The following is a 22,586-nucleotide window of genomic DNA, read 5'->3' as shown; positions in this document are numbered from 1 at the left end:
ACCCGCCGTAGAGTTGATGTGTGAATCCAGTCCCCGCCCCCGATCCCGGGCCCGACGCCGGCGCGATCTGGCATTACGGCGACCCGCTGGGTGAACAGCGAGCCGGCGACACCGACGCCGTCCTGGTGGACCGGTCGCATCGGGCCGTGCTGACGCTGGCCGGTAACGACCGGCAGCCGTGGCTGCACAACATTTCCACCCAACACGTCAGCGCGCTGCCCGAGGGCGCCGGCACCCAGAACCTCAGCCTGGACGGTCAGGGCCGCGTCGAGGACCACTGGCTTCAGACCGAACTGGGCGGGATCACCTACCTCGACACCGAGCCTTGGCGGGGCCCGCCGTTGCTGGCCTACCTGAGCAAGATGGTCTTCTGGTCCGATGTCACGGTGGCCGCCGCGGACCTGGCGGTGTTGTCGCTGCTCGGTCCGCGACTCGCCGACAAAGCGGTGCTCGACGTGCTGGGCATCGACGTCCTGCCCGCCGACTGGCAGGCGGTCCCGCTGGCCGGGGGTGGTTTCGTGCGCCGGATGCCCGGTGCCACCACCGCGCTGGACCTGCTGGTGCCGCGCGCCGACTCGGTGCGATGGCAGCAGCGGCTACACAGCGCGGGAGTGCAGCCGGCCGGGGTGTGGACCTATGAGGCGCATCGAGTGACCAACCCGGCGCCCGCGCTGCGTCCACGTCTGGGCGTGGACACCGACGAGCGGACCATCCCGCATGAGGTGCGGTGGATCGGCGGCCCCGGCCAGGGAGCGGTGCACCTGGACAAGGGCTGTTATCGCGGCCAGGAGACCGTCGCGCGGGTGCACAATCTGGGCAAACCGCCGCGGATGCTGGCGTTGCTCCACCTGGACGGCTCCGGGGATCGGCCGTCCACCGGTGACCCCGTCACCGCCGGCGGGCGCGCCGTCGGACGACTGGGAACGGTGGTCGACCATGTCGACCTGGGCCCGGTCGCACTGGCGTTGCTGAAACGGGGCGTACCGGCCGATACGGAGTTGTCGACCGGGGCCGACGGCAAGGTGGCCGCGGTGGTTGACGCCGAATCGTTGCCGCCCCTCGATGAGGTGGGTGCCGGGCGGCTGGCGGTCGAACGGCTGCGCGGCGGCAGCCGATGATGTCCGATGCTGGGCATCGGCTGTGACATCCGCCATCTCGCGACCGGCTGGCAGGGCGCGACCACGCGCAGCGGCGCGGCACGGTAAGCTATCGGCAGGACAATGACACTAAGAGATCGGAGCCGCCTACGTGTTAGGCCGCTCCGTTATTTCGCGAGGGGGTTCCCCCATGGGCCGCGGCCGGGCTAAGGCAAAGCAGACCAAGGTTGCTCGAGAACTGAAATACAGCTCCCCTCAAACCGACTTCACGCGGCTTCAGCGCGAGCTGTCCGGGACGAGCACCGATGAATCGGACCGTGGGGATGACGATTCATACGACGACGAGGACGGCTGGCGACCCTAGGTCAGACACATCGACCGTGCCTCTGCCCCATGCAGCGGCACGGTCGATTCAGCGTCTGCGCCTAGAACCGTGGGTGCTGCCCGACGAGCTTGGCCCGCGGGCCTTCTTTCCCGCCCTTGCAGACGGTGCCCAGCACCCAGCAGTTCACGTGGCGCGCAGTCAGAATCGCCCGGGCTCGGTCGGTGTCCTCGGGTGCGACGACGGCAATCATGCCCACCCCCATGTTGAAGGTCTTTTCCATCTCCGGCCGAGAAACCCGGCCGCGTTGGGCGATCATCGCGAACACCGGCGCGGGTGTCCAGGTGCCGCGGTCCACCTCGGCGACCAGCCCGTGCGGGATGACGCGCGCGAGGTTGCCGGCCAGCCCGCCGCCCGTGACGTGGCAGAAGGTGCGGACCTGGGTCTCGGCGGCCAGCGCCAGGCAGTCCTTGGCGTAGATCAGCGTGGGCTCCAGTAGTTCCTCGCCCAGCGTGCGACCGAATTCCTCCACATAGCCGGCCAGGTTCATCCGGTCAATGTCGAGCAGGACCGAACGGGCCAACGAGTAACCGTTGGAATGCAACCCCGACGAGCCCATCCCGATGATCACGTCACCGGGTTTGACGCGGTCCGGGCCCAACACGTCGTCGGCCTCGACCACCCCGACGCCGGTGGCCGAGATGTCGTAGTGGTCCGGCTCCATCAGGCCGGGATGCTCGGCGGTCTCACCGCCCAGCAGCGCGCACCCCGCCCGCACGCACCCTTCGGCGATGCCGCTGACGATCGCTGCCACCCGTTCCGGAACGGTGCGACCGACTGCGATGTAGTCCTGCAGGAACAGTGGTTCGGCCCCGCACACGACGAGGTCGTCGACCACCATGGCGACCAGATCGAGGCCGACGGTGTCGTGCTTGTCCATCGCCTGAGCGACTGCGATCTTGGTGCCCACGCCGTCGGTGGACGCGGCCAGCACGGGTTCGCGGTAGTCACCGCGCAACGCGAACAGGCCGGCGAATCCGCCGAGACCGCCACGTACTTCGGGTCTGGTGGCCTTGGTTGCCAGCGGCTTGAACAAGTCGACAGCGCGGTCACCGGCTTCAATGTCCACCCCGGCCGATGCGTAGGTAACGCCTTCGGGTTCCGTCATCGCGATAAAGGCTACCGGTAGGGGGTGACGTCAGTGAGCGTTACCACCGCTTGCCCGCCCCGAGTCGCTCTCGTCAGTGCGAGACGGGAACTTCGGGGACTTCCGGCTCGGACAACTCGCCCAGTCCGGCGCCGCGCGCGGCGTTGGCAAGCATGTGCTCGATGACGTTCTTGCCCAACGCGCTTTCACTGGGCAACTCGATCGGGTAGGACCCGTCGAAGCACGCCGTGCACAAGCGCGAAGCCGGCTGCTCGGTGGCGGCGATCAGGCCGCGCAACGAGATGTAACCGAGTGAGTCGGCATTGATCGCGTGCCGTACCGCTTCGAGCATCTCGTCTTCGTCCTCGACAGCGTTGGCGATCAGCTCGGCCGGCGACGGGAAATCGATGCCGTAGAAGCACGGCCATTTCACCGGCGGCGAGGCGATGCGGACATGCACCTCCACCGCCCCGGCCTCGCGCAGCATCCGCACCAGGGCACGCTGGGTATTCCCGCGCACGATCGAGTCGTCCACGACGATCAGCCGCTTGCCGCGAATCACCTCTTTGAGGGGATTCAGCTTGAGCCGGATGCCGAGCTGCCGGATCGTCTGCGACGGCTGAATGAAGGTGCGGCCCACGTAGGCGTTCTTCATCAGGCCCTGGCCGTAGGGAATGCCCGATTCCTGCGCGTAACCCACCGCGGCCGGTGTGCCGGACTCGGGCACGCCGATCACCAGGTCGGCGTCCACCGGGCGCTCCCGCGCCAGGCGGCGGCCGATCGCGAGGCGCGCACCGTGGATCGACCGGCCGGCGATGACGCTGTCGGGCCGGGCCAGGTAGACGTACTCGAAGATGCAGCCCTTGGGCGAGGGGTTGGCGAACCGGGTGGAGCGCACCCCGTCGGCGTCGATCGCCAACAGCTCGCCGGGCTCGATGTCACGGACGAAGGATGCACCGACGATGTCCAGCGCCGCGGTTTCGGAGGCGACGACCCAGCCCCGATCCAGCCGTCCCAGCGACAGCGGCCGCACGCCATGCGGGTCGCGGCAGGCGTACAGGGTGTTCTCGTCCATGAAAGTCAGGCAGAACGCGCCACGTACGGTCGGCAGCAGTTCCAATGCCGCCTGCTCCAGGCTGGAGTCGGCAGCTCCGTGGGCCAGCAGCGCGCCCAGGATGTCGGAGTCCGTCGTCGCCGGCGCCGGGCACCTCTTGGCGATCAACCCCGCATCACGGGCCCGGGCGGCAAGTTCTGCGGTGTTGACCAGATTTCCATTGTGTCCCAGCGCAACCCCGGTACCGGCTGCGGTGTTGCGGAAGACCGGCTGCGCGTTTTCCCAGGTCGTGTCGCCGGTGGTGGAGTAGCGGCAGTGGCCGATGGCGACGTGGCCCTCCATGGCCGCCAGCGTCTGCTCGTCGAACACCTGGCTGACCAGACCGAGGTCCTTGAAGACCAGCACCTGGGATCCGTCGGCAACCGCGATGCCCGCCGCCTCCTGGCCGCGATGCTGCAATGCGTAGAGGCCGTAGTAGGTGAGTTTGGCGACGTCCTCGCCGGGGGCCCAGACCCCGAATACGCCACACTCTTCACGAGGCGAATTGAAGTCTTCTTCAGGCTGCTGCGCGGTCACGATGTGGCGGCTCCCTAGGGCGCGGTTAGTGACGCTTACGGAGTCTACGGGCCGCGACGCCCCCGTGCCGAATCAAACCCGCGTGTTGCTGTTCACCGAATCTTCGTGTCGCGGCAAACTCAGTGCTCAGGGCCTAAATCCACGAGCGGCAACCAGTGACATATTTCACTGGCCCGCGAGCCGGACAGCGCCAATTCGCCCGTCGCCGACACATCCTGACACCCCATCAGTCCCGTTGCCACCAACAGCCACGTCCGGGGGTCGGTTTCGACGACATTGGGTGGTGTGCCGCGAGTGTGCCGGGGCCCCGCCACGCACTGCACCGCGACGAAGGGCGGGACCCGGACCTCCACACTCGCGCCCGGCGCGACAGCAGCCAGAGTGCGGGCGGTGAGACGCACCGCCGATCCGAGGGTGGCGCGGTCCGGGGCGGGGCGGGTGGGGTCGCGGAGCCAGTCGGCAACGGCCAACACGGCCTGTCGGGTCTTCACCGGATCGGCGCTATTCCGGGCGGTCATACCTTAGGGTCTCAGAGTCATGGGTCGTCGTTCGGGCGCGCGACCGCCGTTCAAGACCATCGGCCTGCTGACGCTGGTGGTGCTGATGCTCGTCTTCGGGGCGCTGTACTGGCAGTTCCGCGGCAACTTCACCGCGAAGACCAAGCTGACCATGATCGCCCCGCGGGCCGGCCTGGTGATGGACCCCGGCGCGAAGGTCACCTACAACGGTGTGCAGATCGGCCGGGTGGCGGCGATCTCCGAGATCACCCGCGACGGGAGACCGGCGGCGCAGGTGACGCTGGACATCTACCCGCGCTATGTCCCGCAGATCCCGGCCAATGTGGCCGCCGAGATCAAGGCGACCACCGTCTTCGGCAACAAGTACATCGCGCTGAGTTCACCGAAAACCCCATCGCCACAACACATCACGTCTGCGACGGTGATCAACGCCACGCATGTCACCACCGAGTTCAACAGCCTGTTCGAGACGCTGAGCGCCCTCGCCGACAAGGTCGATCCGGTCAAGCTCAACCTGACGCTGAGTGCGGCCGCCCAGGGGTTGACCGGCTTGGGTGGCAAGTTCGGCGCCTCGCTGTCCACCGGCGATGCCATCCTCGCGGACCTCAATCCGCAACTGCCGCAGGCGCGCTTGGACGTTCAGCGGTTGGCGGCGCTGGGCGATGTCTACGCCGACGCCGCGCCCGATCTGCTCGATGCGCTCAACCGGGCCGCCACCACCGCACGCACCGTGGACCGGCAGCGCAGCGAACTGGACGCGGCGCTGCTGGCGTCCGCCGGGCTGGGCCAGATCGGCGCCCCGGTGTTCGAGCGCGCGGGACCGTATCTGGCCCGCGGCGCCGTCGATCTGAGACCCACCGCGGAGCTGCTCGACGAGTACAGCCCGGAGGTCTTCTGCACGCTGCGCAACTACAACCAGGTGGCGCCGCGGATCAAGGCCGCCCTGGGCTCCAACGGATATTCGCTCGGCGCGACGTCCGCGGGCGCCATCACCGGGGCCCCGCCCCCGTACTTCTATCCGGAGAACCTGCCGAGGGTCAACGCCCGCGGCGGGCCGGGCGGCAAACCGGGCTGCTGGCAGACGATCACCCGAACCCTGTGGCCTGCACCATTATTGGTGATGGACGTCGGTGCCAGCCTGGCGCCCTACAATCACTTCGAGCTGCCGTCGCCGCTGGTGCTGGACTACGTGTGGGGACGTCAGCTCGGCGACTACACCATCAATCCCTGAGGCTCACCCGAAGAATCGGGGCAGCACCGCCTCCGACGTCTCCCGCAGTTCGGCCAGCGACACGGTGAACAGCCCCTGCACCTCGATCGCGTCCGAGGCCGGGTCGACGACCCCGACGCGGGCGGCGGGCAGCCCGCGCGCTTCGCACATGGACCGGAACCGGCTCTCCTCGGTGCGCGGCACCGCGACCAGGACCCGGCCCGATGACTCGGAGAACAGCGTCACGAAGGGGTCGGCGTCCTCGGGAAGCACCAGACGGCAACCGATTTCACCGGCCAACGCCGCTTCGACGACGGCCTGGGCCAGGCCACCCTCGGACAGGTCGTGGGCGGCGGTCACCAGCCCGTCCCGCGATGCCGCGCTCAGGATCTCGGCCAGCAGTTGCTCGCGTGCCAGGTCGACAGCGGGCGGTCGCCCGCCGAGATGATCGCCGGTGACCTGCGCCCAGACCGAGCCGTCGAATTCGTCGCGGGTGTCGCCCAGCAGGATCAGGGATTCGCCGGGGTCGGTGCCCAGCGCCGTGGGGATGCGCCGGGTCACGTCGTCGATCACGCCGAGCACGCCGACCACCGGTGTCGGTAGGATCGGCGACGACCCGGTTTGATTGTAGAAGCTGACGTTGCCGCCGGTGACCGGAATCCGCAGTGCCGCACAACCATCGGCCAGTCCGCGCACTGCTTCGGAAAACTGCCACATCACCCCGGGATCCTCCGGCGAGCCGAAGTTGAGGCAGTTGGTCACCGCAACCGGGGTGGCGCCGGTGACGGCGACATTGCGGTAGGCCTCGGCCAGTGCGAGTTGCGCGCCGGTGTAGGGATCCAATTGGGTGTAGCGCCCCGACGCGTCGGTGGACAGCGCGATACCACGCCCGGTCGCCTCGTCGATGCGCAGCACGCCACCATCGGCATGTTCGGCGAGCACGGTGTTGCCGCGCACGTAGCGGTCGTACTGCTCGGTGATGAACGCGCGGCTGCACAGATGCGGGCTGCCAAGCAGCGCAAGCAAAGTCGCGCGCAGCTCGGTGCCCGTCCGGGGCCGGGGCAGCCCGGCGGAGGTGTCGGCGACCAGGGCGTCCTGTGTGTCGGGCCGGGCGACCGGACGTTGATAGACCGGACCTTCGTGGGCCACCGTGCGCGGCGGCACGTCGACGACGGTCTCGCCGTGCCAGGTGATGCGCAACCGGTCACCGTCGGTGACTTCGCCGATCACCGTGGCCAGCACTTCCCACTTGCGGCACACCGCCATGAACGCATCCACGTTCTCCGGTGCCACCACCGCGCACATCCGCTCCTGGGATTCGCTGCACAGCACCTCGGCGGGCGTCATGTATTTGGCTCGCAGCGGGACGGCGTCCAGGTCGATCGCCATGCCTCCGTCTCCAGCGGACGCCAATTCCGATGTGGCGCAGGCTAATCCCGCACCACCCAGGTCCTGGATGCCGATCACCAGCCCGCCGGCGTAGAGCTCGAGACAGCACTCGATGAGCACCTTCTCCATGAACGGGTCGCCGACCTGCACCGACGGCAGCTTCTTGCGGGAGTTCTCCGCGTCGAATGTGTCCGAGGCCAATACCGACACCCCGCCGATCCCGTCCAGGCCGGTGCGCGCACCGAACAGGATGATCTTGTTGCCGGTCCCGGACGCGAAGGCGAGGTGCAGGTCTTCTTGGCGTAATACGCCGACGCACAACGCATTGACCAACGGGTTGCCGGCGTAGCAGGCGTCGAAGACGGTCTCGCCGCCGATATTGGGCAAGCCCAGTGAGTTGCCGTAACCACCGATACCGCGAACCACTCCGTCGACCACGCGGCGCGTGTCGGGCGCCTCGGCGGCCCCGAACCGGAGCTGGTCCATCACAGCGACCGGCCGCGCGCCCATCGCCATGATGTCGCGGACGATGCCGCCGACACCCGTGGCCGCACCCTGGTACGGCTCGACGTAGGACGGGTGGTTGTGCGACTCCACTTTGAAGGTGACCGCCCACCCGTCGCCGATGTCGACCACGCCGGCGTTCTCGCCGATTCCAGCCAACATGCCGGTGCGCATCTCATCGGTGGTCGTCTCACCGAAGTAACGCAGGTGCACCTTGGAGGACTTGTAGGAGCAGTGCTCACTCCACATCACTGAGTACATCGCCAGCTCGGCATCGGTGGGCCGGCGGCCCAGGATCTCCCGGATGCGCTGGTACTCGTCATCCTTGAGGCCCAACTCGTGAAACGGTTGCGGCTGGTCGGGGGTGGTTGCGGCGTGCTCGACGGTGTCAGTCACAGGGCTCGTCACGGACACATTCTAGGTTCACCCCGGAAACGGGGCTGACTTGATGGCGAAGCGTCAGCTCAGCGTGCTCAGCGCGGCGAGAGAAACGCGTGCAGGGCAGCCGCGTACGTCTCGACGTCGTGCGCGCCCATCAGTTCGCGCGCCGAGTGCATGGCGAGCTGCGGGGCCCCGACGTCGACGGTCGGGATACCGGTGCGGGCTGCCGTCATCGGCCCGATCGTCGAGCCGCACGGCAGGTCCGCCCGATGCTCGTAGCGCTGCAACGGAACTCCGGCCTGCCGGCAGGCCATCGCGAAGGCGGCGGCGGTGCGTCCGTCGGTGGCGTAACGCAGATTGGGGTGCACCTTGAGTACCGGTCCCGCGTTGACCCCGATCAGGTGGCCCGGCTCGTGTCGCTCCGGATAGTTGGGGTGCGTCGCGTGCGCCATATCCGCCGACGCCAGCAGCGAGGCGGGCAGCGTCCGCAGATAGTCTTCCCGACTTCCCCCGGCTGCCAGCACGATGCGTTCCAGCACGGTGATCAGCAGGTTGGACTGGGCGCCGTGATCCGACGTCGAGCCGACCTCCTCGTGATCGAACAACACCAGCACCGGCACCACATCGCTGGGCTCGGCGGCCAGCAACGCCTCCAGACCCGCATAGCAGCTGGCCTGATTGTCCAGCCGCGGCGCGCTCAGCAGGCTCGAATCCGCCCCGATCACCGCCGACGGGGTCAGATCGTGCGTCATCAGGTCGGCGGCCAGCACATCGACGGCGGCGATCCCGGCTTGTTGCGCAACGAATTCAACGAACCCGCCCGGCGGTACCTCGTCGGCTACCCCCCACACCGCGTTGAGGTGTCGCTGCGGATCCAGCGTCAGCGACTTGCGGTCGTCGGCCAGATGGATGGCCAGCTGCGGCACCCGCAGCACCGGTTCGTCGATCCGCACCAGCCGGTGCCCGACTCCGGTGCCGTCCCGCACCGACAGGCGTCCGCTGACGCCCAGATCCCGGTCCAGCCAGGAGTTCAGCCACGCGCCGCCGTAGGGCTGCAGTGCCACCACCTGCCAGCCGGCGACCACCCGGTCGGGGTGTTGCTTGACCCTCAGGTTGGGGCTGTCGGTGTGCGCGCCGACGATGCGGAACGCGGTCACGGACTCCCCAGCACGCCAGGCCACCAGCGATCCGGCGCGCACGGTGAAGTACCGGCCGGGTTGCGCCGGCCAGCGATCGGTTTCGTCGAGTTCGGTGTAGCCGGCTGCGAGCAACCGCGCAGCCGTCGTGGCGCAGACGTGAAAGGGCGAGGGAGAAGCGTCGATGAACTGGCCGAGACCTGCTGCGGTTGCCGACATGCCGGACATGTCCACCATCTTCGCTGTTCGGAACGCCACTGATGACGATAGGGTCAGCAGAGTGCCGCCGGTACAGCCCCAACCCGTTCTAGCACCGCTGACGCCCGCCGCGATCTTCCTCGTCGCGACCATCGACGATGGCGGCGAAGCGACGGTGCACGACGCGCTGCCCGACATCTCCGGGCTGGTCCGCGCGATCGGATTCCGCGACCCGGCCAAGCACCTGTCGGTGATCACCTCGATCGGCTCCCAGGCCTGGGACCGGTTGTTCGCCGGGCCACGGCCGGCGCAGCTGCATCCGTTCGTGGCGCTGGACGGACCGCGCCACCACGCCCCCTCGACACCGGGCGACCTGCTGTTCCACATCCGCGCCGAAAGCCTCGACGTGTGCTTCGAGCTCGCCGGGCGCATCCTCAAGGCGATGGCAGGTGCGGTGACCGTCGTTGACGAGGTGCACGGCTTCCGATTCTTCGACAACCGCGACCTGCTCGGCTTCGTGGACGGCACCGAGAATCCCGACGGACCGATTGCCCGCAGCGCCACGGCGATTGGCGACGAGGATCCCGTCTTCGCGGGCTCGTGTTACGTGCACGTGCAGAAGTACGTGCACGACATGACGTCGTGGGAGTCATTGTCGGTCACCGAGCAGGAGCTGGTGATCGGGCGCACCAAGCTGGAAGACATCGAACTGGCCGACGAGGTCAAACCGAGAAACTCGCACATCGCGCTCAACGTGATCACCGACGACAGCGGAACCGAACTCAAGATCGTCCGGCACAACATGCCGTTCGGGGAGGTCGGCAAGGGCGAATACGGCACCTACTTCATCGGTTACTCCCGCGCCCCCGCGGTGACCGAAAGGCTGTTGCGCAACATGTTTCTCGGCGACCCGCCGGGCAATACCGATCGCATTCTGGACTTCTCCACCGCGGTCACCGGGGGATTGTTCTTCTCCCCCACGGTCGATTTCCTCGACGACCCGCCGCCCTTGCCCGAACCCGGCGCCGACGCGCCGCCGGCCCCGGCGCGCCAGGACGGTTCACTTTCGATCGGCAGCCTGAAAGGACACTCCGGATGAACAATCTCTACCGCGATCTGGCACCCGTCACCGAAGTCGCCTGGGCGGACATCGAATTGGAGGCCACCCGCACCTTCAAGCGGCATATCGCCGGCCGCAGGGTGGTCGACGTCAGCGAGCCCGGCGGCCCGGTGACCGCCTCGGTCAGCACCGGCCGGCTGATCGACCTGGCGTCGCCCGCCGACGGGGTGATCGCCCATCTTCGCGACAGCAGACCGCTGGTACGGCTGCGCGTGCCATTCACCTTGTCCCGCAACGAGATCGACGATGTCGAGCGCGGATCCAACGACCCCGACTGGGAGCCGGTCAAGGCGGCCGCCAAGAAGCTCGCCTTCGTGGAGGACCGTGGCATCTTCGAGGGCTACGCGCCGGCCTCGATCGACGGCATCCGCAAGTCCAGCTCCAATCCGCCCCTGACCCTGCCCGACGACCCCCGCGACATTCCCGATGTGATCACGCAGGCTCTGACGTCGTTGCGGCTGGCCGGCGTGGACGGACCGTACTCGGTGCTGCTGTCGGCCGACACCTACACCCAGGTCAGCGAGACCACCGCCGGTGGCTATCCGATCCTCGAACACCTGAACCGCCTGGTCGACGGCGACATCATCTGGGCGCCGGCCATCGACGGCGCGTTCGTGCTGACCACCCGGGGCGGCGACTTCGACCTGCAACTGGGAACCGACGTGTCGATCGGCTACCTGCGCCACGACGCCGACACCGTGCAGCTCTACCTGCAGGAGACACTCACCTTCCTGTGCTACACCGCTGAGGCGTCGGTGGCGTTGAGTCCGCCGGCGTAGCGCGGCGCGCGATGGTCAGCGGGCTGCTGCGGCCCGAGTAGCTTCGTTGGCAGAACCGAGCCGAAAGGATTGTTTGAACCATGCCGGAAGAGCAGCAGGAATGCGACGTCGTGGTGCTCGGCGCGGGTCCGGTCGGGCAGAACGTCGCAGACCGGGCGCGCGCTGCGGGCCTGAGCGTCATCGTCGTCGAGCGCGAACTCGTCGGCGGCGAGTGCTCCTACTGGGCTTGCGTGCCGAGCAAGGCACTGTTGCGTCCGGTCATCGCCGTCGCCGAGGCCCGCCGCGTCGACGGTGCCCGTCAGGCGATCATCGGTCCGATCCACCCGGGTGGCGTCTTCGCCCGCCGCGATCGGTACGTCAGCGACTGGGACGACAGCGGCCAGGTCGACTGGGTGAACGGCATCGGCGCCACCCTGATCCGCGGACACGGACGGTTGGACGGGCCCCGGCGGGTCGTGGTCACCACCCCGGGCGGTGCCGAGATGGTGCTGACCGTGCGGCATGCCGTCGTCGTGTGCACCGGCACCCGCCCCGCCCTGCCCGACCTGCCCGGCCTCTACGACGCCCGGCCCTGGACCAACCGCGAAGCCACCGACAGCAGCGACGTGCCCAATCGGCTGGCCGTCGTCGGAGGCGGCGGTGTCGGCGTTGAAATGGCAACGGCCTGGCAGGGATTGGGCTCAAAGGTGACCCTGTTGGCCCGCGGATCGCAATTGCTGCCGCGGATGGAGTCCTTCGTGGGGGAACTCGTCGGCCGCGGACTCACCGACGCGGGAGTCGACGTGCGCCTGGGCGTCTCGGTGCAGGAACTGAGCCGGGCTTACCCGTACTGCCCGGTATCGCTGGCATTGAGCGACGGCACCGGCCTCGAGGTCGACGAGATCCTGTTCGCCACCGGCCGCAAACCCCTCACTGACCACATCGGTTTGGAAACTGTGGGGCTCACCCCCGGCAGTTGGCTGGAGGTCGACGACACGTGCCGGGTCAAGGCGGTCGAGGACGGCTGGCTCTACGCCGCCGGCGACGTCAACCACCGCGCACTGCTGACCCATCAGGGCAAGTACCAGGCGCGAATCGCCGGCGCCGCCATCGGTGCCCGCGCCGCCGGTCGAGCGCTGGACACCGAGCCGTGGGGCGCACACGCCACCACCGCGGATCATCACGCGGTGCCGCAGGCGTTCTTCACCGACCCCGAAGTCGCCGCGGTGGGCCTGACCGCCGAGCAGGCCGCGCAGGCCGGTCACCGCACCAAAGTCATCGATATCGAGATCGGCGACGTCGTCACCGGCGCCAAGCTTTTCGCCGACGGGTACGCCGGGCGGGCACGCATGGTGGTCGACGTCGACAGCCGTCATGTGCTCGGGGTGACTCTCGTCGGCCCGGGCGTGACCGAACTGCTGCACGCGGCGACCATCGCCGTGGCCGGCGAGGTATCGATCGATCGGCTGTGGCACGCGGTGCCCTGTTTCCCGACCATCAGCGAGCTGTGGCTGCGACTACTCGAGGCGTACCGGGATTCGTTTTTCGTCGTTGTCTGACGGCACCGTCGCTCAGCCGATTCTCAACTGTTTCTTCAGTTTTCCTGTCTCTGGAACCAGGACCCGCATAGTCACCTGCCGGAGCATGGAGAACTATGACTGAGCCGCTGACCGCCGACCTGATCGAGCGCTACCTGCGCACCCGCGGACGGCGGTATTTCCGCGGCCGCCACGATGCCGAATTCTTCTTCGTCCTGAACGCCGAGCGCCGCCTGCATGTGCACCTCGAAATCCCGACGCTGCACCCGGATGTCGTCACCGTGCGCATCACGCCTGCGTGTTTCTATCCCAGCACCGAACACGAGCGCCTGGTGCACGTCGCCGACACGTGGAACGAGCAGAACCGCGACGTCACCGCGACGGTGCACGGATCGTCAGATCCGCGGCGCGTCGGCGTCACCGCAGAACAGTCACGATGGATCGGCGAACGGGTCGGTTTCGACGACTTCGCCGCGTACGTCGACCGCGCGCTGACCGCGGCGGTCGATCTCTTCAGCAGGTTGAACCCCGTCGCCGAGCTGCCCTCGGCACCGTTGCTGCGCGCGGCGGGCTGAGTAGCGGCTACCCGATCCGGCCGGCAAGCACCCGGTCCGGCCGTGGCTCGCCCAGCTTCCTACGGAAAGCACCCCACGGATCCGCGTAGCGGCCGGGCGCGTCCCGGTAGGCTGCGCGGCGCTTGAGCACCAGTCGCGCCAGCGGAGCCACCAACTGCATCGGGTACCGCCGCCACCCTGCGGCAGCACGCATCTCGGCCAGGATGTCCGGCCAACTGTGCTGCTGAAAAGCCAGCACCTGCTGGGCATGCGTGGTGTCCATCCAGTCCGTGACGAACCAGTCCTCGTCGCTCGCGGGATCACCGGGCCGGCCGCCGGGCAGCACATCCTTCAGACCGCGGGTGGCCGCCAGCGCAGCGCCGACCTCGCCTTGGCGCAACCGGTGCGTTTCGTCGCCGGCGACCGGCAGAATCTGACCGACCACGTCCTCCCGCGCAGCGATGGTCGCCGCGGCGAACGCAGCCGCTACGTCACGGACATCCACGCTGTGCATCCGCCCGTCGGTCGGCAGCGCGCTCTCGAAGAACAGCGCATCGAAGGTGAAAGGCATCGCACCCGGGTCTGCGCTCATGACGCCGCCGAGGCGCAGGATCACCCAGTCCAGGCTGGACAGCCGAACGTGCTGCTCCGCCTCGGCTTTGTGGGCTCCGTACAGATCCGACGGCGCGACCGGGCTGTCGGCACTGAGCAACTCGGTATGCCGGTGCGGGTTGCGGGCACCGTGCACGGCGTTGCTCGATGCCTGCACGAACCGCGGTGGTCGGGCGCACGCTTCGGCGGCCCGCAATAATGCCACCGTGGCGTCGACGTTGACCCGGCGCGCCAGGTCCGGGATGCCGTAGATCACCGGCGGGATCACCGCGGCCAGGTGGATGATCACGGTCGGTTCGACCTGTGCGACCAGCATGGCGACGGCGTCCGGATCGGTCAGGTCTGCCCAGCGCGCTGCCACGCCGGCCGGCAGTTGTGCGGCCGCCCTGCGGTGCGGCTTCGTGCCGAGGTCGGTGGCGACTACCTGATGCCCGTCGGCGGCCAGCCGCCGCACGGTCTGCGCACCGACCAACCCGAATCCACCTGTAACCAGAACTTTTTCGGACATTCTCGCTCCCTGCACTTGCGATGTGTGCGGTATGCCACAACCGCACGATAATGACATTCTCTTAAAATGAGAGTAGCATATCCTCTACGGATGTAGAGAGCGCTCACTTCAGGAATCCCCAGCGCAGGCGGGGTCCTAAACGCAATCGGAGAAGCCATGACGGGTGATGTCAGTAACAGCAGCGACGACCGCGAGATCGCCAAGTGGGACCCCGCGTTCACCAAACAGGTCATCGACACCGTCGCACCCGTCATCAAGCGGTGGCATCGCGCCGAAGTGCGCCACATGGACAACGTGCCCGCGGTCGGCGGCGCGCTGGTGGTGTCCAACCACTCGGGGGGCATGTTCACCCCGGATGTGTTCATCTTCTCGCCGCAGTATTACGACACCTTCGGTTACGACCGGCCGGTCTACACCCTGGGGCACAACGCGCTGTTCATGGGGCCGATGGACGGCTGGTTGCGGCGCCTCGGCGTCATCGAGGCGAGCCGGGAGAACGCCGCGGCCGCCCTGCACTCCGGCGCGGTGGTGTTGGTCTTCCCCGGCGGTGACTACGACTCCTACCGGCCCACCTTCGAGGCCAACTCTGTGGACTTCAACGGGCGCACCGGCTACGTCCGGACCGCCGTCGAAGCCGGGGTTCCGATCGTGCCGACGGTGTCGATCGGCGCGCAGGAAACACAGTTGTTCCTCACCCGCGGCAATTGGCTGGCCCGCCGACTCGGCCTCAATAAGCTGCGGTCGGATATTTTGCCGGTCAGCTTCGGCTTTCCCTTCGGCTTCAGCGTCTTCTTCCCGCCCAACCTCCCGATGCCGGCCAAGGTCGTCACCGAGGTGCTCGAACCCATCGACGTCGTCGCCCAGTTCGGTGCGGATCCCGACGTGGCCGAGGTCGACGCCCATGTCCGCGCGGTGATGCAGACCGCGCTCGACCGCCTGGCCGGCGAGCGCCGACTGCCCATCGTCGGCTGAGAACGGGGTGTCAGATGAAACGACTCAACGGGATGGACGCGATGCTGCTCTACAGCGAGACGCCCAACCTGCACACCCACACCCTGAAGGTCACCGTCGTCGACGCATCGACATTCGATGGCGAGTTCGGCTTCGAGGTATTCCGCAAGCACCTGCAAGCCAGATTGCACCTGCTGGAGCCGTTGCGATACCGCTTGGTCGAGATTCCCTGGCGTTTGAATCACCCGGTGTGGCAGCAGAATTGCGCGGTCGACCTGGACTACCACCTACGACGCGTGCAGGTTCCGGCGCCGGGCGGGCGCCGCGAACTGGATCAGCTGATCGGCGAGATCGCCTCCACACCGCTGGACCGCAGTCGCCCGCTGTGGGAGTTCCATTTCGCCGAGGGCCTGGCCGGGGGCCGTTTCGCGGTGATCGGCAAAGTGCACCACTCGCTGGCCGACGGTGTCGCATCGGCGAACCTGTTGGCCCGGGCCATGGATCTCGTCGACATGACCGTCGCGCCGATTCAGAACGACAGCGCCACAGCGACTTCCGCGGACCTGCTGCGTGCGGCCGCACGTGACCACGTGCGGCAACTGGCCGCGCTGCCCGGATTGATCCGGGACGCCGTCTCGGGCACGGTCCGGATGCGTCGTCGCGCACGGGAACGCGGCAGCCACCCCGATCTGGCCGACACGTTCGACGCTCCACCGACCTTCCTCAACCACGTGGTGTCACCACAGCGCCGCTTCGCCAGCGCCGCACTGCCTTTGGCTGACGTGAAAGCGACCGCCGCCGAACTGGGCGTCAAGATGAACGACCTGATCCTGGCCATGGCCGCCGGAGGTCTGCGGACCCTGCTGCTCGACTACGACGGCAGCGCGGACCGCCCGATCATCGCGTCGGTCCCCACTGCCACCGACAAGTCCGACCGGATCAGTGGCAACGAGATCAGCGGCCTGTCGGTGTCGCTGCCGGTGCACGTCGCCGATCCACTCGAGCGGGTGCGGCTGGTAGCACGGGCGTCCAGGTACGCCAAGGAGGACCACGAGATACTCGGCTCCCGGCTCTACGGCCGGCTGATGAACTACCTGCCGGCCGCGATCGCCCCGGCGATGTTCCGCTGGCTGGGTCGACGCGAGGGCCACAACAAGATCATGAATGTTGCTGTCTCCAGCGTCATGGGACCGCGACAGCGGGGTCACTTCGGCGGTGCGCCGGTCAGCGAGATCTACTCCACGGGCGTGCTGTCGCCGGGCGCACCGGTCAACATCACCGTGTGGAGCTACGCGGACCAACTGGGAATCGCGGTGCTGACCGACGACCAGACCTTCGCCGACGTGCATGACGCGACTGCTGCGATCACCGCTGAATTCGACGAATTGCGTCGTGCCGCAGCACCTTACGCGGTCTTGTCGGCCTGATATCAGGCGGCCAGCACCGAATCCAGCGCTGAATAGAACAATCCGAGGCCATCGTCGGAGGGGCCGGTGAGCGCTTCGATGGCATGTTCGGGATGCGGCATCAACCCGACCACGCGGCCGTTGGCTGAACTGATGCCGGCGATGTCGTTGAGCGAGCCGTTGAGGTTGTCGCGGTAGCGGAACACCACCCGCCCGTCGCCCTCGAGTTCTTCGATGGTTTCCCGCGGTGCCACGTATCGGCCCTCGCCGGACTTCAGCGGAATCAGCAGGTCCGCGTCGCTCTCGAAACGCGACGTCCAGGCCGTCGACGTCGACGCCACCCGCAACCACACGTCGCGACAGATGAAGTGCAGGCCGGCGTTTCGGGTCAACGCACCCGGCAACAGACCAGCCTCGCAGAGCACCTGGAAGCCGTTGCAGATGCCCAGCACCGGCATGCCGCGACCGGCCGCCGCCACCACTTCGCCCATCACCGGGGCGAACCTGGCGATCGCACCCGCCCGCAGGTAGTCGCCGTAGGAGAAGCCGCCGGGCACCACCACGGCATCGACCGCCTTGAGGTCGACGTCGGCGTGCCAGAGGCTGATCGCCTCCGCGCCGACCTTCCGTGCCGCCCGCGCGGCATCCACGTCGTCGAGGGTGCCGGGAAAGGTGATCACTCCGATCCGGGCCGTCACTGCGGGTCCCGACTTATCGTCCACTCCTCGATCACGGTGTTGGCCAGCAGTGACTCCGCGATGTCGGCGAGCACCGAGTCGTCGACAGTGTCGTCGACCTCCAACTCGAACCGCTTGCCCTGACGCACATCTGAGATCCCCGGATGACCCAGCCTGCCCAGGGCACCGACAATGGCCTGGCCCTGCGGGTCGAGAATCTCCGCTTTGGGCATCACATGCACGACCACCCGGGCCACCGCGCTCCTCCTCAGCTCAGATCGCTCCGCCCGCGACTCTACCGGCGATGGACCAGGTGTGATCACCCGACCAAAATCAGCCCGTGGCCGCCCAGGTCGCTGATCCGGTGCTGCACCGCACCGTGCGGGTCGAGCGCGGCATCGGACAGCGCCGTCCAGGCGTTGAGCACCAGCGGGGTCCCGGCCCGGGCGGATCGGGCGCGGGCGGCCCGGGCCGCCTGGAAGAACTCACCGATGCGGGGATGGTCCAGACGCACATTGACGGCGTCGCAGCGGTCACCGCCGATCTCGGCCAGGGCGACGCTGTTGACGCCGAGCAACACCGGTGGCCTGGGCACCGGCAACGGAAAGCCGGCCCACGCGGCCGCCCTGGCGGGGTCCCACTGGCTGTCGCACAGGTCGAGCACGTCGACCAGGTGCCGGTGCCGCGCCCGCAGGGAGTCGGCCAGGGTGATATCGACCAGCCGCTGCTCGCGCGACCACGGACTGTCCGGTGCGCCGCCGGCGCCGAGACCGAACACGAACCGCCCGCCGCTGATCTCCTGCGCCGAGGCGGCGGCGGCAACCGTCACCCCGGCGGGCCGATTGGCCGCGTTCACCACCAGGGTGCCGATCCGGATCGTGGAGGTGGCTGCGGCCAGCGCCCCGACCAGGGTGAAGCACTCCAGCATTCGGCTGCCGGACAACATCGCACCGGAGAGGTGGTCGAACACGTACGCGGTACCGAAGCCCTCCGCCTCTGCGCGCAGCACCTTCTCCCGTAGCTCCGGCCACGGATGCAGAGCCGCGCTGTAGAGGACATCGAGGGTGACCATCCGCCGAACCTACCGCAAATACGCAGTGCCAGAGCGAATTTCGTCCGTCACGGGCAGGAGCCGAGGTACGCATCGCACAGCGGAGCGGTGAGGGCGTCCAGGACCCCGGCGTCGGAGATCACCGGCCAGGGCACCTGGTCAGACCCCGACGACCACAGCGTCAGTTCACTGACCGTGCTGCTCGCGACATGTGCGACCAGGTAGGTGTGCACGATGACCGGTCCGCTGATGACGGCGGCCATCCGGGTCGGTTCCTCGTCGGTGACCGACGGCGACTGCGCGGGCGCACCGAGCTGACAGGCGCGCAGTGCTGCGAGCGCAGTGCTGAACACCGCTGCGGCATTCGCGCCCCCGCGTGCGGTGTCGCCGCGCCAGTGCAGGATCAGCGCCTGCAGCTGCCAGTGGTCCCGGGTGACCAGCGCGCGGGCCGCCACGGCGGAATTGCGGGGGTCCTGCGGCAGGGCCGCGGTGCCACAGACCTGCTCGAACCGGAACTGGGGCGTGGCAGGCCCGCCGGTCAGGGGCACCGCCACCGCTGCCAACGACGGCCACCGGTACACGCCGTGCAGCGGCACCGATTCGCGTTGGATCCACGCGGTCCCCGGGATCTGATCGCAGATCGGCGGACAGGTTTCCGGTTCGGCGTTCGCCGCCGGCACCGCGACCAGTGCGATCACCAGGCAACCGGCGACCATCATCGTCGCCACCAACATCCTCAACTGCACGGCCCCCATCAGGGCACAATCGTAAGCATGCAACTGACGCATTTCGGGCATTCCTGCCTGCTCGCCGAGTTCGGGGACACCAAGGTGCTTTTCGATCCCGGCACTTTCGCCCACGGTTTCGAGGGGATCACCGGCCTGGCCGCCATCGTGATCACCCACCAGCATCCCGACCACGTCGACGTCACCCGGTTGCCGGCACTGCTGCAGGGCAACCCGGCCGCCACGCTGTATGCCGACCCCCAGACCACGGCGCAGCTGGGCGAGCCGTGCCACGCCGTGCACGTGGGGGACGAACTGTCTGTCGAGCAGCTGACCATCAGAGCGGTCGGTGGCCGGCACGCCGTCATCCATCCGGAAATCCCTGTGATAGACAACATTTCGTATCTGGTGGGCGACGGTGACCATCCCGCGAGGTTGATGCATCCGGGTGACGCGTTGTTCGTACCCGACGAGCCGGTGGACGTGCTGGCCACGCCCGCCGCGGCGCCCTGGATGAAGATCTCGGAGGCCGTGGACTATTTGCGGGCCGTGAACCCCGCGCGGGCAGTGCCCATCCATCAGGGCATCGTGGCTCCCGACGCCCGCGGCATCTACTACGGCCGGCTCACCGAGATGACCAGCACCGACTTTCAGGTGCTCCGCGAAGAGGACGGCGTCACCTTCTGAGTTGCGCGGGGGTTCCGGCTAACTGATGTCCGCGGCGGCGCCGCGGCCGGCGGCCCGTCCGGAGAAGATGCAGCCACCCAGGAAGGTGCCCTCCAGGGACCGGTAGCCGTGCACACCGCCTCCACCGAAGCCGGCGACCTCACCAGCGGCGTACAACCCGGCCACTGCGCTGCCATCGGACCTCAGCACCCGCGAGTCCAGGTCGGTTTCAATGCCCCCCAACGTCTTTCGGGTGAGGATGTGCAGCTTGACCGCGATCAGCGGTCCGGCCTTGGGATCGACCAGCCGGTGCGGCGCCACCACCCGGCCCAGCCGGTCGCCCAGGTAGGTACGGGCCGCGCGGATCGCGGTGATCTGCCCGTCCTTGGTGAACTTGTTGGCCACCTCGCGATCCCGCGAGGTGACCGCGGCGTGGACCGTCTCGTAGTCCAGCGGTTGCACGTCGGGCAACGCGTTCATGGCGTCCACCAGCTCCGCCAACGAGTCAGCGGTGACGAAATCCACTCCTTGGTCGACGAATGCCTGCACCGGACCGGGCGGCCCGGATCGGGTCCGCGACCGCAACAGTTGGCGGACACTCTGACCGGTCAGGTCGGGGTTCTGCTCCTGACCCGAAAGGGCGAACTCTTTCTCGATGATCTTGGCGTTCAACACAAACCACGTGTAGTCGTAGCCGGTCTGGGCGATGTGCTCCAAGGTGCCCAGCGTGTCGAAGCCGGGATAGAGCGGGACCGGCAACCGATTTCCCGCCCCGTCCAGCCATAACGACGACGGCCCCGGGATGATGCGGATGCCATGCCGCGGCCAGATCGGGTCATAGTTGGTGATGCCCTCGGTGTAATGCCACATCCGATCGGGGTTGATCACCCGCGCGCCGGCCTTCTGCGCGATGCCGATCATCCTGCCGTCGACGTGTGCCGGAACCCCGCTGAGCAACTGCTTGGGCGCCCGGCCCATGCGTCGCGGCCAGTTCTTGCGCACCAGATCGTGATTGCCGCCGATACCGCCACTGGTCACAATCACCGCTGAGGCACGAAATTCGAATTTTCCCACTGCTTTTCGCGATGACGGGAAGCCACGGGCTTCGTCCGACGGTTCCAGCACGGTGCCCCGGACCCCGGTCACCGCGTCACTTTCCACGATCAGCCGGTCGACCTGGTGCCGGTGCGCGAACCGCACATTCGGCCGGTTACGCAGTTGTCGCGCGAAGATCTCGACCAGCGCCGGCCCCGTCCCCCAGGTGATGTGAAAGCGCGGAACCGAATTACCGTGCCCCTGCGCGTCATAACCGCCGCGTTCGGCCCAGCCCACCAGCGGGAAGATCTTCAGGCCCCGGGTGCGCAGCCAACTGCGCTTCTCCCCCGCCGCGAAGTCGACATAGGCATGTGCCCACTGTTCTGGCCAGTAGTCCTCGGGACGATCGAACGCAGCCGTCCCCAGCCAGTCCTGCAGGGCCAGTTCAGGACTGTCGCGGATGCCCAGTCGGCGCTGTTCGGGGCTGTTGACGAAGAACAGGCCGCCGAACGACCAGAAGGCCTGCCCGCCGAGGTTGGCGCTGTTCTCCTGGTCGACGATCAATACCCGCAACCCGCGGTCCACCAGTTCGCACGCTGCGACCAGTCCGGCCAGCCCGGCTCCGACGATGATCGCGTCGGCGTTGAACCCGTCGGAACCAGGACTCGCATCGCTCATGTCGATACACGTTAGTGCCACCGGTGCGGGCGGCCCGCATCGAGCTAAGCGGCGTCCAGGACCGCCTTGTCGGCCTGCCAGCGGTACACCATCGGGGTGCACTGCTGCAGCAGAGCCAGGTCGACGGCGTCCAACATGGCCTGCCGCGGACCGGACTTGCGCAGGTGGCGAGCGGCGACGGCGATTCGGACCACCCCGCCGCGCCGGGCGACCCGGTCGGCTGACATCACCACCATCCGGCACCACCACGGCTCGGCCAGATATCCTTCGCCGATACCGAGCACCCGGGCCCGCACCGTGGTGTCCCGAACCAGATCGGTCACTCCGTAGGCGTCGGCGAGCAGTCGAAATCCGTTGCGCGGCAACGCTTTGACGACTCCGGGCGAGACCAGCCAGCCGGGTGCGGCAAACAGTCGGGTGCGCAGCCCCAGGTGCTCGAGCACCCGGTCGGCCCCCTTGAGTCGCAGGCTGGCCTCGTGGGCGTGCAGGGTCGCGAACTCGCCGCGCCGCTTCTTGGTCGCCGACTCGTCGTAGCCGTGCAGCACCAGGGCGTCGCCGTGGGCGCGCCGGTCGGTCAGCCAGTCCACGGTGCGGGGGTCGCGGTCCAGTCGGTAGCGGTCACCGAGACGCGGCGCCACCAGGAAGGACACCGGAACAGCGCGGGAATCCATCTGCGCACAGAAGTCGGCCACGTCGGCCAGGGTGTGCTCGCCAATCCCTGAGACCGAGACGATCAGTTTTCCAGACACGCAGGTAGTTTGCCGATGCCAGATGT

The 22,586-nt window shown here is 68.0% G+C and carries 22 protein-coding genes; 10 read left to right on the top strand and 12 right to left on the bottom strand.

Annotated elements, in window-relative coordinates; all coding sequences use genetic code 11:
• The first annotated feature begins 20 nt into the window (after positions 1-20).
• Together ygfZ and AC5Y3Z_RS22995 are read left to right on the top strand one after the other, a co-directional pair.
• On the top strand, positions 21-1,118 hold the full coding sequence (gene ygfZ, locus AC5Y3Z_RS23000) for a CAF17-like 4Fe-4S cluster assembly/insertion protein YgfZ (RefSeq protein WP_463828462.1): 1,098 nt from the start codon (positions 21-23) through the stop codon (positions 1,116-1,118).
• Between the two features lie 169 nt (positions 1,119-1,287).
• Complete coding sequence (locus tag AC5Y3Z_RS22995; RefSeq protein ID WP_463828461.1) at positions 1,288-1,461, top strand: DUF3073 domain-containing protein; 174 nt, start codon at positions 1,288-1,290, stop codon at positions 1,459-1,461.
• A gap of 61 nt (positions 1,462-1,522) precedes the next feature.
• On the opposite strand, the gene purM is transcribed toward AC5Y3Z_RS22995, so the two are convergent.
• From purM to AC5Y3Z_RS22980, 3 genes are all read right to left on the bottom strand, one after another.
• Positions 1,523-2,587: a phosphoribosylformylglycinamidine cyclo-ligase gene (gene purM, locus AC5Y3Z_RS22990; protein ID WP_463828460.1), complete on the bottom strand. Its 1,065-nt coding sequence runs from the start codon at positions 2,585-2,587 to the stop codon at positions 1,523-1,525.
• Positions 2,588-2,660: 73 nt separating this feature from the next.
• Positions 2,661-4,196, bottom strand: a complete 1,536-nt coding sequence (gene purF, locus AC5Y3Z_RS22985) for an amidophosphoribosyltransferase (RefSeq protein WP_463828459.1) — start codon at positions 4,194-4,196, stop codon at positions 2,661-2,663.
• Between the two features lie 119 nt (positions 4,197-4,315).
• Positions 4,316-4,714, bottom strand: coding sequence for a sterol carrier family protein (locus tag AC5Y3Z_RS22980; RefSeq protein ID WP_463828458.1), 399 nt, complete (start codon positions 4,712-4,714; stop codon positions 4,316-4,318).
• 19 nt (positions 4,715-4,733) lie between these two features.
• Here AC5Y3Z_RS22980 and AC5Y3Z_RS22975 point away from each other — a divergent pair, with 19 nt between their 5' ends.
• On the top strand, positions 4,734-5,945 hold the full coding sequence (locus tag AC5Y3Z_RS22975) for an MCE family protein (protein WP_463828457.1): 1,212 nt from the start codon (positions 4,734-4,736) through the stop codon (positions 5,943-5,945).
• Positions 5,946-5,948: 3 nt separating this feature from the next.
• Here the strand turns inward: AC5Y3Z_RS22975 and purL are convergent, their stop codons facing one another.
• Both purL and AC5Y3Z_RS22965 read right to left on the bottom strand, forming a co-directional pair.
• Positions 5,949-8,213 (bottom strand): phosphoribosylformylglycinamidine synthase subunit PurL, encoded by a 2,265-nt coding sequence (gene purL / locus AC5Y3Z_RS22970; RefSeq protein WP_463828507.1) that lies wholly within the window; start codon positions 8,211-8,213, stop codon positions 5,949-5,951.
• Between the two features lie 77 nt (positions 8,214-8,290).
• Positions 8,291-9,553, bottom strand: a complete 1,263-nt coding sequence (locus AC5Y3Z_RS22965; RefSeq protein WP_463828506.1) for a M18 family aminopeptidase — start codon at positions 9,551-9,553, stop codon at positions 8,291-8,293.
• A 61-nt stretch (positions 9,554-9,614) separates the two neighbouring features.
• Between AC5Y3Z_RS22965 and AC5Y3Z_RS22960 the strand changes: the two genes are divergently transcribed.
• From AC5Y3Z_RS22960 to AC5Y3Z_RS22945, 4 genes are all read left to right on the top strand, one after another.
• Complete coding sequence (locus tag AC5Y3Z_RS22960; protein ID WP_463828456.1) at positions 9,615-10,631, top strand: Dyp-type peroxidase; 1,017 nt, start codon at positions 9,615-9,617, stop codon at positions 10,629-10,631.
• Entirely contained in the window at positions 10,628-11,431 is an 804-nt protein-coding gene (locus AC5Y3Z_RS22955) for a family 1 encapsulin nanocompartment shell protein (RefSeq protein ID WP_463828455.1), read from the top strand. Before AC5Y3Z_RS22960 ends, AC5Y3Z_RS22955 begins: the two co-directional genes overlap by 4 nt.
• Before the next feature lie 80 nt (positions 11,432-11,511).
• Positions 11,512-12,969 (top strand): dihydrolipoyl dehydrogenase family protein, encoded by a 1,458-nt coding sequence (locus AC5Y3Z_RS22950; protein WP_463828454.1) that lies wholly within the window; start codon positions 11,512-11,514, stop codon positions 12,967-12,969.
• Between the two features lie 95 nt (positions 12,970-13,064).
• Positions 13,065-13,523 carry a YbjN domain-containing protein gene (locus AC5Y3Z_RS22945; protein WP_463828453.1) on the top strand — a complete coding sequence of 153 codons (459 nt, stop codon included), beginning with the start codon at positions 13,065-13,067 and terminating at the stop codon, positions 13,521-13,523.
• A 7-nt stretch (positions 13,524-13,530) separates the two neighbouring features.
• On the opposite strand, the gene AC5Y3Z_RS22940 is transcribed toward AC5Y3Z_RS22945, so the two are convergent.
• Positions 13,531-14,622 (bottom strand): NAD-dependent epimerase/dehydratase family protein, encoded by a 1,092-nt coding sequence (locus AC5Y3Z_RS22940; protein ID WP_463828452.1) that lies wholly within the window; start codon positions 14,620-14,622, stop codon positions 13,531-13,533.
• Positions 14,623-14,778: 156 nt separating this feature from the next.
• On the opposite strand from AC5Y3Z_RS22940, the gene AC5Y3Z_RS22935 reads away from it, so the two are divergent.
• Both AC5Y3Z_RS22935 and AC5Y3Z_RS22930 read left to right on the top strand, forming a co-directional pair.
• Positions 14,779-15,594, top strand: a complete 816-nt coding sequence (locus AC5Y3Z_RS22935; protein WP_463828451.1) for a lysophospholipid acyltransferase family protein — start codon at positions 14,779-14,781, stop codon at positions 15,592-15,594.
• 14 nt (positions 15,595-15,608) lie between these two features.
• A complete protein-coding gene (locus AC5Y3Z_RS22930; protein ID WP_463828450.1) occupies positions 15,609-17,000 on the top strand; it encodes a WS/DGAT/MGAT family O-acyltransferase in 1,392 nt (463 codons plus the stop codon).
• Between the two features lie 2 nt (positions 17,001-17,002).
• Here AC5Y3Z_RS22930 and purQ read toward each other — a convergent pair whose 3' ends face one another.
• From purQ to AC5Y3Z_RS22910, 4 genes are all read right to left on the bottom strand, one after another.
• A complete protein-coding gene (gene purQ, locus AC5Y3Z_RS22925) occupies positions 17,003-17,677 on the bottom strand; it encodes a phosphoribosylformylglycinamidine synthase subunit PurQ (protein WP_463828449.1) in 675 nt (224 codons plus the stop codon).
• Positions 17,674-17,913 carry a phosphoribosylformylglycinamidine synthase subunit PurS gene (gene purS / locus AC5Y3Z_RS22920; RefSeq protein WP_463828448.1) on the bottom strand — a complete coding sequence of 80 codons (240 nt, stop codon included), beginning with the start codon at positions 17,911-17,913 and terminating at the stop codon, positions 17,674-17,676. The genes purQ and purS overlap by 4 nt, the downstream gene beginning before the upstream one ends.
• A 62-nt stretch (positions 17,914-17,975) precedes the next feature.
• Positions 17,976-18,728 carry an LLM class flavin-dependent oxidoreductase gene (locus AC5Y3Z_RS22915; protein WP_473140093.1) on the bottom strand — a complete coding sequence of 251 codons (753 nt, stop codon included), beginning with the start codon at positions 18,726-18,728 and terminating at the stop codon, positions 17,976-17,978.
• A gap of 47 nt (positions 18,729-18,775) precedes the next feature.
• A complete protein-coding gene (locus AC5Y3Z_RS22910; protein ID WP_463828446.1) occupies positions 18,776-19,504 on the bottom strand; it encodes an ATPase in 729 nt (242 codons plus the stop codon).
• Between AC5Y3Z_RS22910 and AC5Y3Z_RS22905 the strand changes: the two genes are divergently transcribed.
• Positions 19,481-20,119, top strand: coding sequence for an MBL fold metallo-hydrolase (locus AC5Y3Z_RS22905; protein ID WP_463828445.1), 639 nt, complete (start codon positions 19,481-19,483; stop codon positions 20,117-20,119). The two genes, AC5Y3Z_RS22910 and AC5Y3Z_RS22905, sit on opposite strands and share 24 nt — an antisense overlap.
• 18 nt (positions 20,120-20,137) lie before the next feature.
• Here AC5Y3Z_RS22905 and AC5Y3Z_RS22900 read toward each other — a convergent pair whose 3' ends face one another.
• Positions 20,138-21,832 carry an FAD-binding dehydrogenase gene (locus AC5Y3Z_RS22900; protein WP_463828444.1) on the bottom strand — a complete coding sequence of 565 codons (1,695 nt, stop codon included), beginning with the start codon at positions 21,830-21,832 and terminating at the stop codon, positions 20,138-20,140.
• Between the two features lie 23 nt (positions 21,833-21,855).
• A complete protein-coding gene (locus AC5Y3Z_RS22895) occupies positions 21,856-22,560 on the bottom strand; it encodes a DUF2334 domain-containing protein (RefSeq protein WP_463828443.1) in 705 nt (234 codons plus the stop codon).
• Positions 22,561-22,586 lie beyond the last annotated feature (26 nt).

The organism is Mycobacterium sp. NGS61 (assembly GCF_059812325.1).
The sequence above is the reverse complement of the archived record's forward strand: the minus strand, read 5'-3'. Positions and strand labels throughout refer to the sequence as shown.

Excerpts from the sequence above, each read along its gene's own strand:
- AC5Y3Z_RS22995 (WP_463828461.1), top strand. The coding sequence starts at position 1,288 with ATGGGCCGCGGCCGGGCTAAGGCAAAGCAGACCAAGGTTGCTCGAGAA.
- purM (WP_463828460.1), bottom strand. The coding sequence starts at position 2,587 with ATGACGGAACCCGAAGGCGTTACCTACGCATCGGCCGGGGTGGACATT.
- AC5Y3Z_RS22980 (WP_463828458.1), bottom strand. The coding sequence starts at position 4,714 with ATGACCGCCCGGAATAGCGCCGATCCGGTGAAGACCCGACAGGCCGTG.
- AC5Y3Z_RS22975 (WP_463828457.1), top strand. The coding sequence starts at position 4,734 with ATGGGTCGTCGTTCGGGCGCGCGACCGCCGTTCAAGACCATCGGCCTG.
- AC5Y3Z_RS22965 (WP_463828506.1), bottom strand. The coding sequence starts at position 9,553 with ATGTCGGCAACCGCAGCAGGTCTCGGCCAGTTCATCGACGCTTCTCCC.
- AC5Y3Z_RS22955 (WP_463828455.1), top strand. The coding sequence starts at position 10,628 with ATGAACAATCTCTACCGCGATCTGGCACCCGTCACCGAAGTCGCCTGG.
- AC5Y3Z_RS22950 (WP_463828454.1), top strand. The coding sequence starts at position 11,512 with ATGCCGGAAGAGCAGCAGGAATGCGACGTCGTGGTGCTCGGCGCGGGT.
- AC5Y3Z_RS22945 (WP_463828453.1), top strand. The coding sequence starts at position 13,065 with ATGACTGAGCCGCTGACCGCCGACCTGATCGAGCGCTACCTGCGCACC.
- AC5Y3Z_RS22940 (WP_463828452.1), bottom strand. The coding sequence starts at position 14,622 with ATGTCCGAAAAAGTTCTGGTTACAGGTGGATTCGGGTTGGTCGGTGCG.
- AC5Y3Z_RS22935 (WP_463828451.1), top strand. The coding sequence starts at position 14,779 with ATGACGGGTGATGTCAGTAACAGCAGCGACGACCGCGAGATCGCCAAG.
- AC5Y3Z_RS22930 (WP_463828450.1), top strand. The coding sequence starts at position 15,609 with ATGAAACGACTCAACGGGATGGACGCGATGCTGCTCTACAGCGAGACG.
- AC5Y3Z_RS22915 (WP_473140093.1), bottom strand. The coding sequence starts at position 18,728 with ATGGTCACCCTCGATGTCCTCTACAGCGCGGCTCTGCATCCGTGGCCG.
- AC5Y3Z_RS22905 (WP_463828445.1), top strand. The coding sequence starts at position 19,481 with ATGCAACTGACGCATTTCGGGCATTCCTGCCTGCTCGCCGAGTTCGGG.
- AC5Y3Z_RS22910 (WP_463828446.1), bottom strand. The coding sequence starts at position 19,504 with ATGCCCGAAATGCGTCAGTTGCATGCTTACGATTGTGCCCTGATGGGG.